The following is a 16,303-nucleotide window of genomic DNA, read 5'->3' on the forward strand; positions in this document are numbered from 1 at the left end:
TATTTTTCAGACTCTGGAGTTAATGATGTTGGATGAACTTAAACAAGCGGTTTTTGCAGCGAACCTGGCGCTGCCGGAATATCGGCTGGTGACGTTTACCTGGGGAAACGTCAGCGGTATCGATCGTCAGCAGGGGCTGGTGGTGATTAAACCCTCCGGCGTGGAATATGCCACCATGACCGTTGACGATATGGTGATTGTTGATCTTGCAAGCGGCAGGGTGGTTGAGGGTAAAAATAAACCCTCCTCAGATACCGCCACTCATCTGGCACTTTATCGGGCCTATGAATCGTTGGGGGGGATAGTGCACACCCATTCCCGGCACGCGACGATCTGGGCGCAGGCGGCCAGACCGTTACAGGCAATGGGCACGACGCATGCGGATTATTTTTACGGTGAGATCCCCTGTACCCGTCCCTTAACCAGCGAAGAAATCCAGCAGGATTATGAAGCCAATACCGGGCGGGTGATTATCGAAACGCTACGTAACAACAATATCGATCCGTTAAGCATTCCCGCCGCGCTGGTGCAGGGGCACGGCCCATTTGCCTGGGGAAAAGATCCGCATAACGCGGTCCATAACGCGGTCGTGCTGGAAGAAATTGCCTATATGAATATGTGGACCACGCAGTTAGCGCATCAGCAACCGCCGGTATCGCGGGAATTGCTGGATAAGCATTATTTACGCAAGCACGGTAGCCATGCGTATTACGGGCAGTAAGAAACAGGGAGGGATGACAGACGTTATACCGTGGAATGATGCCTGGCGGCGCTTCGCTTGCACAGGCCTACGAGTTGCGAATAACCTGTTGATATTGGTAGTTTTCGTAAATCGACGGGAATCAAATAACACATTGATATCGTTTGGTTTTCGTAGGCCGGGTAAGGCGAAGCCGCCACCCGGCAAAGCGGCGCACATACCCGCAAAACCAGGTTTTTCACCAACCATAAAGGCTCCGCAAGGAGCCTTTTACTATGTACGCGCTTACCCGTGTTTATTCTTCAGTTCAAACCTCGGCGACACCAGACCGTACAGCGTCCAGCCCATAAAGGTAACTATCGCGCCGTACAGCATCGCTTCCTCCCCCGAGGAGTAGAGCGCGTAAAAACTGTACACCGCGCCGATAAATGCCACCACGTTTGCCGCCTTCGCCTTGTGCGGATCGACTTTCGCGACTTTCTGAATAATCACCAGCGCCGCCATTGACAGGATATACGGGATGATATTGGTCACCACCGCCAGGTTGACCAGCACATTAAACTGACTGTTCAGCGACGGGCTGATAGTCATCAGCGACAGTCCGCTCTGGAAAATCACAATTGCCAGCATCCCCTGAATCGGCGCGTCGGCCTTACTCAGGCGCGAGAAGATTTTCGGGAAATAGCCTTCGTCAGCGGACGATTTAAACACCTGAGCAATGGTAAATTGCCAGCCGAGCAGGGAGCCGCAGCAGGACATCACCATCAGTCCCATGATGATTTTACCGACCCCCGGCGTAAACATCTGGGCAAACGCCACGCCGAATGGGGCGGTGGAGTGGGCGAGATCCATATTCGGCACAATCCCGGCAATCACGTTGGTCGAAACAATGTAAATTACCGCCGCGCCAAGCGTACCGCCGAGAACGGCTATAGGTACGTTACGCTCCGGATTTTCCACGACGTCGGTATTTGCACAGGCGGATTCCAGCCCGAGAAACGCCCACAGCGTCATGGCGATGGAGGACCCCACCGCGCTGAAGAACGGCACGTTATGCGGATTCCACGACGCCGCGTACAGCGACGGGCTGAACCAGAACCAGCCAATCAGGCACAATCCTACCACCGGGATAATCACCCCCCAGACGGTGATGCTACTGATCTGTCCGGTGATGCGCGCGCCGCCGAAATTGGCTACCGTACAAATCCACAGCACGCCGATGGTCGCCAGACCAATCTGCACCGGGCTGAGGGATAATCCCAGCAGCTCAGTACCGTACCCCACAGCCGAAATGGCAATCGCGACGTTGGCAATCAGCAGCGACACGCCGTAGGTATAGTTGGCCATAAAGTTACCGGACTTGCCGAAGGCATACTCGGCATAGCCGCCCATCCCGCCGGATTTGCGGCTGAACATCCCGCATTTGGCGAAGGCCCATGCCAGCGCCATGGATCCGACGGCGGTGACCAGCCAGGAGATAATCGAAATGGTGCCCACCTCGGCCAGTTTGGTCGGCAGCATAATGATCCCGGAACCCATCATGTTGACCATCGTCAGTATGGTAAGCTGGACCACGCCCATTTTATTGGACTTGCTCATAATTGTTCTCCTTTCAGCAGCGTGGAGGAGGCTTTCTCCGGCGTAATGACGTTGCACCACACTTGTTTGCGGCCATCCTGCTCCTGGATATAGACGCCCTGTAATTCCGGCGCAAAACCCGGCAGAAGATTAATGCCTTCTTCGAGTGCGCTAAAGTAACGCAGCACCGCACCACCCCAGATTTCCCCAGGTACGACGCACAGCACACCCGGCGGGTAAGGGAGCGCACCTTCTGCCGCAATGCGACCTTCGGCATCCTGTAAGCGCACCAGTTCAACCTGACCGCGAAGATACGCATAATTGGCTTCCTGCGGATTCAGGCTGACGCGCGGGAAATGCGCCTTGCGGAACATTTCTTTTTGCAACTGCTTCACATTATGCCGGGCGTAGAGGTCGTGCATTTCCTGGCAAAGCTGGCGCAAGGTATAGTCCGAGTAGCGATCCTGATACTGACGATACAGTGACGGCAGCACCTCGCGTAACGGCGCGTCGGTCTCCAGCAATTTTTCAAAGCGCACTAACAACGCTACCAGTTGTTGCAGCTTGGCCATGTCCTCCGCCGGGGTCAGCAGGAACAAAATGGAGTTGAGATCGCATTTTTCCGGCACGACGCCATTTTCTCGCAGGAAGTTGGCGAGAATCGTGGCGGGCACGCCGAAAGCTTCATACTCGCCGCTGGCGATATTGATGCCAGGCGTGGTCAGCAGCAGTTTGCAGGGGTCGACAAAATATTGGTGGTCGGCGTATCCCTCAAAGGCGTGCCAGTGTTCGCCCGGCACAAAGTGGAAGAAGCGCAGGTCGCAGGCAATGTCGGCGGTCGGCCAGTGTTGCCACGCTTTTCCGTCAACTTGTTCAGGCACGAACGGGCGAATATGCTGACAGTTTTCGAGGATCAGCTTGCGCGCGTCGATCCCCTGGGTTACGCAGTCCATCCACATATTTCGTCCGCACTGGCCCTCGTGCATCTGCGCATTAATGTCCAGGGCGGCAAAGAGCGGATAAAACGGGCTGGTGGAGGCGTGCATCATAAAGGCGTTATTCAGGCGTTTATGCGGAACGTAGCGCGGCTGGCCTTTAATGTGGCGGTCCTTTTTATGGATTTGTGACGTCTGCGAGAAGCCGGCCTGCTGTTTATGCACCGATTGGGTCACCAGAATACCCGGATCGTTTTCATTGAGATCCAGCAGCAGCGGCGAGCAGTCCGCCATCATCGGGATAAATTGCTCATACCCGACCCACGCGGAATCGAACAGGATGTAGTCGCAAAGATGACCAATCTTATCCACCACCTGACGGGCGTTATAAATGGTGCCATCGTAGGTACCCAACTGGATCACCGCCAGGCGGAACGGTCGTGCGTCGCGGGCGCGCTGCGGCGCGACCTCGGCGATCAGTTCACGCAGGTAGCGTTCTTCAAAACAGTGCGCATCGATGCCGCCGATAAAGCCATACGGATTACGCGCGGTTTCGAGATACACCGGCGTTGCGCCCGCCTGCAACAGGGCACCATGATGGTTCGATTTATGGTTATTGCGGTCAAACAGCACCAAATCACCCGGCGTTAATAATGCATTCAGCACCACTTTGTTTGCCGATGAGGTACCGTTGAGGACGAAATAGGTTTTATCGGCGTTGAACACGCTGGCCGCATGCTGTTGCGCCGTGCAGGGCGCGCCTTCATGGATCAATAAATCGCCCATCGCCACATCGGCATTACAGAGATCCGAGCGGAACAGCGTTTCGCCAAAGAATTCGACAAACTGATTGCCTGCCGGATGGCGGCGGAAAAATTCGCCACCCTGATGACCGGGGCAGTCAAAGGCGCTGTTGCCCTGATTCACGTAGTCTACCAGCGCACGGAAGAAGGGCGGGCGCAGCTGCGTTTCATATTTTTGCGCGGCGGCTTCGAGCTGGCGACCATAGTAGTCATTGCGGGTTTCATCGTATTCAAATACACCCTGAATCCGTGCCAGATATTCTGCCGGTACCCGCTCATCGTTATTTATGGCAATAAACACCGGGAGGTGATAACCGGTAGCGTCGATCTCATCAAGTTTGCCCGCTTCTACCTCATCGATGGTTAAAACTACGGCAGCAACATTAATAAAGTGGGTTTCAGTAGTATTGACAATATCGCGCTGGGTACAAAAACAGTCAGGGCAGGCACGGCTAACGGCAATTTTTAATTGAGACATAATAAACTCTTTATTTTAGATAATAGTGTTCCCTCAATTTCCTGAGCAGGAAATTGATCGAGCCGGAAAAAAAGCAATAGTTATCCGCTGATGAAATATCAGTAATATGCTTTTTTTAAGATGACATGAACCCTGCCAGTCCGGGGGCTGGCAATGCAGGATTCAGGTAAGGCGAGCGCTATCTGCTACAGGTAACATCCTGTATTACAGAGATTTCAGGAAAGTTGCTATGCTGAAGCGCCCGAGGTCAGAAGACTATCGGGCGTTGAAGAAATGAAAATCAAAACTATTGCGGTGGGCAAACATCATAATATGCGTTGTTCGCCTGATATGTGGCATAATTCGGCTATTGTTTTCCATATTAATCACCATTCATGAGTCAATTGAAGGTATGCTCATTTTATCCAGGAAAAAGCCTTTAACTGTGAAGTAGATCACCAAAATACGATCTATCCAGAAATAATTACTCACGTTTTATGCATATTGGCTGGTGAATACTGTTCGTGTGAATGGGTTGTGAATAACGTGTAATAATATTTATTTTTTGAAGAGATTTTCTTCAGCAAAAATAATTCCCTGAAAAAAAGAGTAATAAATAAGAGGGAGAAATGAATAGTTATTCAAAACATAAAACGATAGCCAATGCCGGTCTCCGTTAATAAATGGCGGGGGCGGGCCGGATCGACCTCTACTTTCTGGCGTAAATGTCCCATATAAATGCGCAAATAGTGACTATGTTCGACGGCATTGGGTCCCCAGACCTGGTTTAATAGTTGACGCTGGGTTAATACTTTTCCGGCATTATTGAGCAACACCGCCAGCAAGCGAAATTCAATTGGCGTCAGATGGACCTCTTCACCGTCACGTAAAATCCGTCGTGCGGCCAGGTCGACCACCATCGCGCCAAACACTACCTGCGGTTCATTTTTTTGCCCGCTGGCGTGGCGACGCAGCGCTACCCGCAGGCGGGCCTGCAATTCACCGATCCCAAAAGGCTTACTGAGATAATCGTCAGCACCCGCATCAAGGGCGTCGATTTTATCCGCCTCTTCCGTGCGTGCCGACAGCACGATAATCGGCATCTGACTCCACAGCCGGACTTCGCGAATAAAATCGATGCCGTCGCCGTCCGGCAGTCCGAGGTCGAGGATGGTCAGGTCCGGTTTACGGCTGGCAGCTTCGAGCAGTCCGCGCTGGAGGGTATCGGCCTCAAATACGCGCAGCCCGTCCGTTTCCAGCGCGGTGCGCAGAAAACGGCGAATCGCCTGTTCATCTTCAATAATTAAAACGTTAATCACAGTGCTCATCAAATTCCTCAAGCCGGGGTGCCGTGTCCTGCGGTAGCGTAACACGAAAACAGGCTCCGCCCTGTGGACGGTTACTGGCGGTAAGCGTACCGCCATGAACGCTGACGATGGCCTGACAAATTGCCAGTCCTAATCCTACGCCGGGAATAGCTGACTCCTTCATGCCGCGGGCAAACTTGTCGAAAATACGCTTTTCCTGCCCGGCAGGAATGCCTGGGCCGCTGTCCCATACTTCCAGCACCAGGTGTTTATCTGCCATCCAGCCGTTAAGACCGACTTGCGCCCGTTGTCCGGCATATTTAAGGGCGTTTTCCAGTAAATTTATCAGCACCCGCTCAAATAGCGGACCGTCAACATAGATAAGCGTCAACGGCTCGCAAAGCGCCAGGTCAATGGGACGGCTGCCCGGCTCAAGGCTTTGAAGTGCGCTGCCGACCACTTCTTCCAGCGTCAGCCACTCTTTCTTAAGATTAAAGCCGCCAGACTGGATGCGCGCCATATCCAGCAGGTTATTAACCAGCCGCGTGGTGTTCAGCACATGCTGGCGAATTTCACTGGCTTGCGGCGCGTGTTTTGAACCTTCACTGGCCAGATCGAGGGTCAGGATTTCCGCCTGACCAAACAGCACCGTCAGCGGCGTGCGCAAATCATGCGAAAGTGCCGCAAGCAGGGCGTTACGCACGCTCTCACGCTCGCTCGCCAGCCGCGCCTGTTGCTCACTGGAGGTCAGCGCCAGACGTTCCAGCGCGCTGGCAATCAGCAGCGTAAAGGTTTCCAGCAGCCGTTGTTGTTCCGGGATCATCAACTGGCGCAGACTACCCGGCTCCACGATCACCAGCCCGTGCGTCCGGCTGGCGCTTTTCAGCGGCAGGATTTGGTACGGTACGCCGGGCAGGGTATCGGTACCCGCTCCGGCGGGCTGACCGCGATCGTAGCTCCAGCGGGCAATCGCCTCGTCCCAGGGCGTAATGCCGGGCTGTAGCGTCAGTGGCATCAGCCGGGCCTCAGCGTCGGGAAGTAAAAGCTGACTGCGTGCCTGAAAGGTGGACTGTATAAACTGCTCGCCGATGGTCGCAATATCCTCCGCGCTGCGACTGACCGCGAGCCGCCGCGACATCTCATACAAATGGCGGGTACGCTGCTCACGATAGCGCGCCACCCGCGCCTGGTAGCGCATTCCCGCCGTCAGATTACCGATCACCAGCCCGACAATCAGCATCACGATAAAGGTCAGAATGTACTGCACGTCTGAGACGGCGAGGGTGCCATGCGGGGCGATGAAAAACAGATCGAAGCTGACCACATTCACCACGGTCGCCAGTACCGATGGCCAGCGTCCGTAGCGCAGGGCGACCAGCACCACCGCCAGCAGATAAATCATCACCAGGTTGGTGGGATCGAACGCCGTGAGCCACTGCATTGCCATCAGCGTGATCCCGGCGCACAGCACGAGCGCGACCACGCAGCCCTCAAACTGAACGCGCCAGCGTTCCAGCAACGAACGCGTATCGCTGGCGCGTGGCGGCGTAGCGGGAGGGTCATCCAGCGCGACAATCACTAAATCCAGATCCGGCGCGTGGCGGGCCAGACGCCCGGCAAAGGAGTCGCCCTGCCACCAGCGACGGCGGGTTTGCCGCCCCAGCACGATCTTGCCAAGATTGTGCTCGCGGGCATAGCGCAGGACCGCTTTCTCTTCCGACGGATCGGCGAGGGTCGCGGTCTCCGCCCCCAGTTCCTGCGCCAGCCGCAGCGCGTTGAGGATGCCCTGGCGCTGGTTGCGTGCAAGTCGGTGCAGTCGGGGTGTTTCAACATACACCGCATGCCAGACGCTGCCGAGTTTTGCCGCCAGACGCGCGGCGGTGCGCACCAGCTTTTCGCTGCCGGTCTGATGACCAATACACAGCAAAATGGCATCACGGGTATGCCACACTTTTTCCTGTCCCTGATGTTCCCGCCAGACCCGCATTTGGTCATCAACACGGTCGGCGGTGCGGCGCAGGGCCAGCTCGCGCAGGGCGTAAAGGTTACCTTTGCGAAAGAAGTTTTCGATCGCGCGTTCAGCCTGCCCGGCAAGATAGACTTTCCCCTCATGCAGACGCTGGCGCAGATCGTCGGGAGGCAGATCGACCAGCACGACGTCATCGGCGGCGTCAAACACCGGATCGGGTACGGTTTCCCGCACCTGAATACCGGTGACGCCGCTGACCACGTCGTTCAGACTTTCCAGATGCTGCACATTGAGGGAGGTAAAGACATCAATGCCCGCCTCAAGCAGTTCTTCAACATCCTGCCAGCGGCGGGGGTGACGCGAGCCGGGCGCATTACTGTGCGCCAGTTCATCCATCAGGATCAGGGCCGGACGCCGCGCCAGCGCCGCATCAAGATCAAACTCCTGCACCTTGCGCCCACGATGAGTGAGGATACGCGGAGCCAGCACCGTCAGCCCGTCAAGCATCGCCGCCGTCTCTTTACGCCCGTGGGTCTCCACCACGCCCGCCACAATATCCCGCCCCTGAGCGCGCAGGCGCTGCGCCTCTGCCAGCATCGCCCAGGTTTTCCCCACCCCCGCGCAGGCACCAAAAAAAATCTTCAGCTTGCCCCGGTGCGCGGTGGCAGTTTGTTCCAGCAGCCGATCGGGATCGGGACGCTGCGGCTCGTCGGTCATTTATTATCCTTTACCCCATCGAGGGCAATATTCAGCTCAACAATATTTACCACAGGTTGACCGAGAAAGCTGAACAGCGGTTTTTGCGTGGCGTGGTCAATCAGCGGCGCGATCTGTTCAACCGATAAATGACGCGCTTTAGCTACGCGCGGCAGTTGCCAGAGGACGGCCTGCGGCGTGAGATTGTTATCCAGACCGCTGGCGGAGGCGGTGACCAGTTCGGTCGGCACCGCGCCAGCTGCGTCCGGGTTTTCCGCCCGCAGCGATTTAATCCGCTCAGCAATGGCGCTATCCTGCGCCGGATTGCTCACCGCAAGGTTGCTGCCGCCGGATGCTTCGGGGTTATATGGCCTGTCCGCCGTTGCCGACGGGCGACCGTGAAAATAATCAGGCCGGGTAAAATTCTGGCCGATCAGATAAGAGCCGCGCAGGCCATTTCCATCCTCAATAAGCGAGCCGTTAGCACGGTCGCTAAACCACCATTGACCCAGCGTGGTGGTCAGTAGCGGGTACACGCCGCCGGTCAGCACGGTTAAAAAAATCAGCAACGAAAACGCAGGACGTAACAGAGTCATATTCACCTCACGCCAGACCCAGCAGGGCCAGCAACAGATCGATAAGCTTAATGCCGATAAAAGGTACAATCAGACCACCCAGACCGTAGATCCATAAATTGCGCCGTAGCATGGCAGAGGCGGACAGCGGCTTATAACTGACGCCACGCAGCGCCAGCGGGATCAGAAAGACAATAATCAGCGCGTTAAAAATTACCGCGCTGAGGATGGCGGAGGCGGGGGAGTGCAGATGCATAATATTCAGCACGCCAATCTGCGGCCAGGTGGCAACGAACGCCGCCGGGATAATGGCAAAATACTTCGCCACATCGTTCGCCAGGCTGAAGGTGGTCAAAGAACCACGGGTCATCAGCATCTGTTTACCGATATGCACCACTTCAATCAGTTTGGTGGGGTTGGAATCGAGATCCACCATATTGCCCGCTTCTTTTGCCGCCTGGGTGCCGGAGTTCATCGCCACCGCCACGTCAGCCTGGGCCAGCGCCGGGGCATCGTTGGTGCCGTCGCCGGTCATAGCGACCAGACGACCTTCTGCCTGATACTGGCGGATCAAGGCCAGCTTCGCTTCCGGCGTGGCTTCCGCGAGGAAATCATCCACCCCGGCTTCGGCAGCAATGGCGGCGGCGGTCAGGCTGTTGTCACCGGTGATCATTACCGTCTTGATCCCCATCTCCCGCAGGCGGGCAAAACGCGCCTTAATGCCGCCTTTAACGATGTCTTTCAACGCGATGACGCCCAGTACCCGCGCACCTTCCGCCACCACCAGCGGTGTTGAGCCCTGACGGGCGACCTCTTCAACGTTGCGCTCAACGTCTGCCGGAAACTGTCCGCCATTGCTTTCCACATGGCGGCGAATAGCATCCACGGAACCTTTGCGGATCGCACGGTTATCGACGTTAATCCCGCTCATTCTGGTTTGGGCCGTAAACGGAATAAACGTGGCGTGCAGAGACTGGATGTCACGCTCGCGCAGGTTGAAGCGCTGCTTTGCCAGCACCACGATACTGCGGCCTTCCGGAGTTTCATCGGCCAGCGAGCTGAGCTGGGCCGCGTCAGCCAGCGCTTTCTCTTCCACGCCCAGCGCAGGAATAAACGCCGACGCCTGCCGGTTGCCGAGCGTAATGGTGCCGGTTTTATCCAGCAGCAGAACATCCACGTCGCCCGCCGCTTCTACCGCGCGTCCGCTGGTGGCGATGACATTGGCGCCCAGCATCCGGCTCATCCCGGCAATGCCGATGGCCGAAAGCAGACCGCCGATGGTGGTCGGGATCAGACACACCAGTAGGGCAATCAGCGCGGTCACGCTCACCGGTTCGCCTGCATATGCCGAGAACGGCCACAGTGTCGCAGTCGCCAGCAGGAACACGATGGTCAGGGCGATCAGTAAAATGGTCAGCGCAATCTCGTTGGGGGTTTTACGCCGCTGCGCGCCTTCCACCATCGCAATCATCCGATCCAGAAAGGTTTCGCCCGGATTGACGCTGCATTCGATCACCAGCCAGTCGGAGAGAATACGCGTTCCACCAGTAACCGAGGCAAAATCACCGCCGGATTCGCGGATCACCGGTGCGGATTCGCCAGTGATCGCGCTTTCATCCACCGATGCGCCGCCTTCAATCACTTCGCCGTCGCAGGGGATGATGTCACCAGCGTCGACCCGCACGATATCGCCTTTACGCAGACTGGCGGCCGGAACGCGTTCACCGTCGGCATCATGCGCTGGGCCGTGAAGTTTCCAGGCAAATGCCGTTTTCTGCACCCCTTTCAGGCTGCTGGCCTGCGCTTTACTGCGTCCTTCGGCCATCGCTTCTGCTACGTTGGCGAACAGCACCGTAAACCACAGCCACAGACTAATGGCGGCGGTAAAGCGCCATTCGCCCGATAACTGGCCCATCAGCATGGCGATAGCGAGTCCGGAGGTGAGTACGCTGCCCACCCAGACGATAAACATCACCGGATTGCGAAGCTGAACATGCGGGCTTAATTTTTTTAGCGACTCAACGGCGGCTTGCCGCATCAGGGCAGGTTCGAATAACGCCTGTTTTTTGCGATTCATCATGTGTTCCACCGGCTCAACGTAACGAAAGAAATTCTGCCACCGGTCCGGAGACCAGCGCGGGAATAAAGGTCAGGGCACCGACCAGCAATATCGTGCCCATCAGCAGGCCGACAAACAGCGGCCCGGTGGTGGTCAGCGTTCCGGCGCTGGCCGGCTGGATTTTTTTCGCTACCAGCGAACCGGCAATCGCCATGAGCGGAATAATCACCCCGAAGCGACCCACCAGCATGCAAAACGCCAGCAGACCGTTCCAGAAGGGTGTGTTGGCGCTCAATCCGGCAAAGGCGCTGCCGTTATTGTTGGCGGCGGATGAGACGGCATACAGCACCTCGCTAAAACCGTGCGCGCCGGGATTTAACATCCCGCTACGCCCGGCTTCGGTCATCATCGCCAGCGCTGTGCCACATAGCACCAGCGCCGGGGTGACGAGGATCGCCAGCGCGGTCATTTTCATCTCGCGGACATCGATTTTTTTACCCAGATATTCCGGCGTGCGCCCGGTCATCAGCCCGGCGATAAATACCGCCAGTAACACGAACAGCAACATGCCGTATAGCCCCGAACCGACGCCGCCAAAAACCACCTCACCGATTTGCATCAGCCACAGCGGGACCATGCCGCCGAGCGCGGTAAAGGAGTCATGCATGGCATTGACCGCCCCGCATGACGCCGCGGTGGTGACGACCGCGAACAGGCTGCTGGCCAGAATACCGAAGCGGCTCTCTTTGCCCTCCATATTCAGACTGCTGTCAGCGCCCAGCGGCAGCAAATGCGGATTGCCCTGGGTTTCCGCCCACATCACTACCGCGGCACTGACGATAAAAATCAGCGTCATGGCCCACAACAATGTATGACCCTGACGGCGGTCGCCCACCGCCTCGCCAAACGCAAAACACAGCGCGGCGGGAATAAGGAAAATTGCCAGCATCTGCACGAAATTGGTCAGGGTCGTCGGGTTTTCAAACGGATGTGAGGAGTTAGCGTTAAAAAAGCCGCCGCCGTTAGTGCCGAGCATCTTGATCGCTTCCTGTGAGGCGACGGGTCCCATCGGCAGCCATTGCTGAACGCCTTCGAGCGAGGTAATGGACTGGTACGGCAACAGATTCTGGATCGCGCCCTGTTGAATGAAAAACAGCGCTAACAGCAGCGACAGCGGCAACAGGATCCACAGCGTGATCCGGGTGAGATCCACCCACGCATTGCCCAGCGTGTCCCTGCTCCGGCGAGCAAAGGCGCGCGTCAGGGCAAAGATCACCGCTATCCCGCTGGCAGCAGAAAGGAAGTTTTGCACTGTCAGTCCGACCATCTGACTGAAATAGCTCATGGTGCTTTCGCCACCGTAGGATTGCCAGTTGGTATTGGTGACGAAACTCACCGCGGTATTCAGCGCCAGATGCCAGGCGAGGCCAGGCAGGTGTTGCGGATTCAGCGGCAGCGCATCCTGAAAGAGGAGTATAAAAAACAGGACCAGCAGACCCAGCAGGTTAAAAAGCAGGATCGCCAGCAGGTAATGCCGCCAGTTCATCTCCTCACCGGAAATGCCCAGCAGTTTCCACAACGCGTTTTCCACACGGCTGACGCCGGGGAAGGTATTGCCAGCAATCATCCCCGCGAGTAGCGCCCCTGTCGGACGGGCGAGAATAAACAGCACCAGCAGAAAGCTGGCGATCAGGAGAAATCCTTGCGCGACCATCAGAATGCCTCCGCGTTAAGCAGGGCATACACCAGCCACGCCAATAACAGGATCACCAGCACCACGCCAGCTATTACGCCTGTACTCACACTTCACCTCCACATGCATTAGCGATATGCGCTGAAGGTAGGCGTTAGCGCGCAAAGATTTTGCAAAAATCCACGCTGGGGATGTAAAAAAAGTATAAAAATGGGGTCGCGGGTACCCCTGTTTTGCGGGTGTGTGCGCCGTTTTGCCGGGTGGCGGCTTCGCCTTGCCCGGCCTACAAATTACGCATTATCAGTAAGTTAAGTGGATTTCGTAGGCCCGGTAAGCGCAGCGCCACCGGGCATCATTCAAATCTGGCATTATCAATAAGTTATGTGGATATCGCAGGCCCGGTAAGCGCAGCGCCACCGGGCATCATTCAAACCCGGCATTATCAATAAGCTATGTGGTTCTCGTAGGCCCGGTAAGCGTAGCGCCACCGGGCATCATTCAGACCCGGCATTACCATAAGTTATGTGGTTATCGTAGGCCCGGTAAGCGCAGCGCCACCGGGCATCCTTCCCCGGTATAACGTTTGTCACCAGCCGTCTAAAAATGACAATACCCATTATTTAACTAATGATTAGTATTATTTTAACTTTTATGTAACTTAGTTACGCCGTGAATGTAAATGATGCTTAAATAACCCAAAAATAGTGGTCGGATGAGTAGTAAAATTACACAAAAACCGTTACTATTTTAATCAGAGAATGATTTCCGGTTAACGTTACCGGCCAACTTAAGGGGGAGAACTCTATGAATATGTATAAAGATTACTCAGCGAGCACCGTGTTATTTCGTCGTATTTTCGCCCTGCTGGCGGGGATTATTGCGTTACCGGTGATGCTGTTCTGGAAAGATCGTGCCCGCTTCTATAGCTACCTGCATCGCATCTGGTCGAAAACCAGCGAAAAACCGGTATGGATGGATCAGGCTGAAAAAGCAGCCTGTGATTTTTACTAAGCAAGACGACACACAGCAATAATAACGATTTCCATCCTGTTATGGCCCGTCTTAACCAGACGGGCCATTTTTTTATCTGATGCTGACTACACTTACTCCTGAGAATAATCAGGAGCCATTATGAGTGACAAAATTCCTGTGGGCGTCAGCGCCTGTGTGGTGGGGGAACAGGTCCGTTTTGATGGCGGACATAAACGGCTGACCTTTGCCGTCGATGACTTAGCCTCATGGGTCCGTTTTGAACCCGTTTGCCCGGAAATGGGTATTGGTCTGCCGGTACCGCGTCCCGCGCTACGGCTGGTCAAAAACAGTGAAGGCGACATCGGCCTGCGCTTTAGTGATAAACGCGAAGGTGACTTAACGGCAGACATGGAAGCCTTTGCCCGTCAACGTATCCGCCATTTCGAACATTTATGCGGCTATATTGTCTGCGCCAAATCGCCCAGTTGCGGTATGGAGCGCGTGCGCGTCTATGATGCCGATGGCAAAAACAATCGCAAAGCGGGACGCGGCATTTATACCCGTATACTGATGGAGACGTTTCCATGGCTGCCGGTTGAGGAAGACGGGCGGTTGCACGATCCGCTAATCCGCGAAAACTTCGTCGAGCGCATTTATGCCCTGCATGAACTTAACACCCTTCGCGAAGCCGGGCTGACGCGCGGCGAACTGATCGCTTATCACAGTCGCTACAAGCTTTTGTTGTTGGCACATTCACAGCCAAAATATCGCGAGCTGGGACGGTTCGTGGCGGCGATCAACGAGTGGGCATCGCTTGAGGACTATTTTGCTGAGTATCGTCAGCGGCTGATGGATCTCATGTCCATCCCCACCTCGCGTCGCAACCATACGAATGTGTTGATGCACGTGCAGGGTTATTTCCGTAAACAGCTTAATTCACGCCAGCGTCAGGAGCTGGCGGCGCTGATCGACCGCTATCGTCAGGGGCTGCAACCGTTGCTGGCTCCGGTTACGCTGATCAAACATTACATGGCTGAATATCCGGATGCTTATCTGGCGGGACAACGTTATTTTGATCCCTGGCCCGAAGAATTACGCTTACGTTACGGACATTAATTTATGACCACCCATCTGGTCTGGTTTCGGGCCGACTTACGTCTTCATGACAATCTGGCGCTGGCAGCGGCGTGTCGCGACCGGCACGCCAGGGTACTGGCGCTGTTTATCGCTACCCCTGAACAGTGGCAAGCGCATCATATGTCGCCGCGTCAGGCGGCGCTGCTGGTCTCGCAGCTTAACGCTCTGCAACAGGCGCTGGCGGAGAAAGGCATTCCGTTGCTGTTTAAACAGGTCGCCGATTTTGCCGCCAGCATTGAGGCGGTAAAGCAGGTGTGCGAGCAGGAGCACGTCAGCGATCTTTTTTATAATTATCAATATGAACTGAATGAACGGCAGCGTGATGCGCAACTGGAAAAAACGCTCAATGACGTGGTGTGCCAGGGCTTTGATGACAGCGTCATGCTGGCACCGGGCAGCGTGATGACCGGCAATCATCAAATGTATAAAGTGTTTACCCCGTTCAAAAATGCGTATTTGCGTCGCCTGATGGACGGCCTGCCGGAATGCGTTGCCGCGCCGTCAGTTCGCGAGAGCGGGCCGCTGACGGGCGCTCTTGCGACGATTAACATTCACTATCCGCAGGAGCCGTTTGACGAGCAGCTTTTTGCTGCGGATGAAGCCGCCGCTATTGCCCGTCTGCGCGAATTTTGTCGCCACGGGGCGGGGGAGTATGAGCAGCGACGCGACTACCCGGCGATTGACGGCACCAGCCGCCTGTCGGCCTGCCTGACGCTCGGCGTACTCTCCCCGCGCCAGTGTCTGAACCGTCTGCTGGCGGAACAGCCGCAGGCGCTGTCCGGCGGGGCGGGGGCCGTCTGGCTGAACGAGCTGATCTGGCGGGAATTCTATCGTCATCTGATGACATACAATCCGTCGCTTTGTCGCTATCGGCCTTTCATTGCCTGGACGGATAATGTGCAGTGGCAGCAGGATGAGGCGCAGCTTGCGGCATGGAAAAACGGCAAAACCGGCTACCCCATCGTCGATGCGGCCATGCGGCAAATGAACGCGACTGGCTGGATGCACAACCGGCTGCGGATGATCGCCGCCAGCTTTCTGGTAAAAGATTTGCTGATCGACTGGCGCAGCGGCGAGCGTTATTTTATGTCGCGGCTGATTGACGGCGATCTGGCGGCCAACAACGGCGGCTGGCAGTGGGCTGCCTCGACCGGCACCGATGCCGCGCCGTATTTCCGCATCTTCAACCCGACCACCCAGGGCGAGAAATTCGACCGTGACGGCGAGTTTATCCGCCAGTGGCTACCAGAGCTGAAAGAGGTGCCGGGGAAGGCGATACATTCACCCTGGGAATGGGCAGAAAAGAACGGCGTGACGCTCGATTATCCGCGTCCGGTCGTGGATCATAAGCAGGCGAGAAAAACCACCCTGGCGGCTTATGAAGCCGCGCGCAAAGGGGCATAACAGTCGATATTGTAAACT

Annotated in this window: 13 protein-coding genes; 4 read left to right on the forward strand and 9 right to left on the reverse strand. The window is 56.0% G+C overall.

The genetic code is table 11. The features are described 5' to 3' along the window. Positions 1-25: 25 nt before the first annotated feature. Positions 26-721, forward strand: a complete 696-nt coding sequence (gene araD, locus ACMGGS_RS14085; protein WP_414166278.1) for an L-ribulose-5-phosphate 4-epimerase — start codon at positions 26-28, stop codon at positions 719-721. A 264-nt stretch (positions 722-985) separates the two neighbouring features. On the opposite strand, the gene potE is transcribed toward araD, so the two are convergent. The 9 genes from potE to kdpF form a co-directional block, all read right to left on the reverse strand. After that, complete coding sequence (gene potE / locus ACMGGS_RS14090; protein WP_414163156.1) at positions 986-2,299, reverse strand: putrescine-ornithine antiporter; 1,314 nt, start codon at positions 2,297-2,299, stop codon at positions 986-988. Beyond that, complete coding sequence (gene speF / locus ACMGGS_RS14095) at positions 2,296-4,494, reverse strand: ornithine decarboxylase SpeF (RefSeq protein WP_414163157.1); 2,199 nt, start codon at positions 4,492-4,494, stop codon at positions 2,296-2,298. Before speF ends, potE begins: the two co-directional genes overlap by 4 nt. A 255-nt stretch (positions 4,495-4,749) precedes the next feature. Next, complete coding sequence (gene speFL, locus ACMGGS_RS14100) at positions 4,750-4,854, reverse strand: leader peptide SpeFL (protein ID WP_148872342.1); 105 nt, start codon at positions 4,852-4,854, stop codon at positions 4,750-4,752. Positions 4,855-5,114: 260 nt separating this feature from the next. Beyond that, positions 5,115-5,792, reverse strand: coding sequence for a two-component system response regulator KdpE (gene kdpE / locus ACMGGS_RS14105; RefSeq protein WP_414166279.1), 678 nt, complete (start codon positions 5,790-5,792; stop codon positions 5,115-5,117). Beyond that, a complete protein-coding gene (gene kdpD / locus ACMGGS_RS14110) occupies positions 5,785-8,466 on the reverse strand; it encodes a two-component system sensor histidine kinase KdpD (RefSeq protein WP_414163158.1) in 2,682 nt (893 codons plus the stop codon). Before kdpD ends, kdpE begins: the two co-directional genes overlap by 8 nt. Continuing rightward, on the reverse strand, positions 8,463-9,041 hold the full coding sequence (gene kdpC / locus ACMGGS_RS14115; RefSeq protein ID WP_414163159.1) for a potassium-transporting ATPase subunit KdpC: 579 nt from the start codon (positions 9,039-9,041) through the stop codon (positions 8,463-8,465). The genes kdpD and kdpC overlap by 4 nt, the downstream gene beginning before the upstream one ends. A gap of 7 nt (positions 9,042-9,048) precedes the next feature. Continuing rightward, positions 9,049-11,097 carry a potassium-transporting ATPase subunit KdpB gene (gene kdpB / locus ACMGGS_RS14120; RefSeq protein ID WP_414166280.1) on the reverse strand — a complete coding sequence of 683 codons (2,049 nt, stop codon included), beginning with the start codon at positions 11,095-11,097 and terminating at the stop codon, positions 9,049-9,051. A 16-nt stretch (positions 11,098-11,113) separates the two neighbouring features. Then, positions 11,114-12,793 (reverse strand): potassium-transporting ATPase subunit KdpA, encoded by a 1,680-nt coding sequence (kdpA, locus tag ACMGGS_RS14125; protein WP_414163160.1) that lies wholly within the window; start codon positions 12,791-12,793, stop codon positions 11,114-11,116. Beyond that, a complete protein-coding gene (gene kdpF / locus ACMGGS_RS14130; protein ID WP_414163161.1) occupies positions 12,793-12,882 on the reverse strand; it encodes a K(+)-transporting ATPase subunit F in 90 nt (29 codons plus the stop codon). Before kdpF ends, kdpA begins: the two co-directional genes overlap by 1 nt. Positions 12,883-13,576: 694 nt before the next feature. Here kdpF and ACMGGS_RS14135 point away from each other — a divergent pair. From ACMGGS_RS14135 to phrB, 3 genes are all read left to right on the forward strand, one after another. Continuing rightward, on the forward strand, positions 13,577-13,783 hold the full coding sequence (locus ACMGGS_RS14135; protein WP_176916937.1) for a YbfA family protein: 207 nt from the start codon (positions 13,577-13,579) through the stop codon (positions 13,781-13,783). Positions 13,784-13,903: 120 nt separating this feature from the next. Next, positions 13,904-14,860 carry a DUF1722 domain-containing protein gene (locus tag ACMGGS_RS14140; RefSeq protein WP_176916938.1) on the forward strand — a complete coding sequence of 319 codons (957 nt, stop codon included), beginning with the start codon at positions 13,904-13,906 and terminating at the stop codon, positions 14,858-14,860. Positions 14,861-14,863: 3 nt separating this feature from the next. Then, complete coding sequence (gene phrB / locus ACMGGS_RS14145; RefSeq protein WP_414163162.1) at positions 14,864-16,285, forward strand: deoxyribodipyrimidine photo-lyase; 1,422 nt, start codon at positions 14,864-14,866, stop codon at positions 16,283-16,285. Positions 16,286-16,303: the final 18 nt, after the last annotated feature.

The organism is Superficieibacter sp. BNK-5 (assembly GCF_047456055.1).
Lineage (GTDB): Bacteria > Pseudomonadota > Gammaproteobacteria > Enterobacterales > Enterobacteriaceae > Superficieibacter.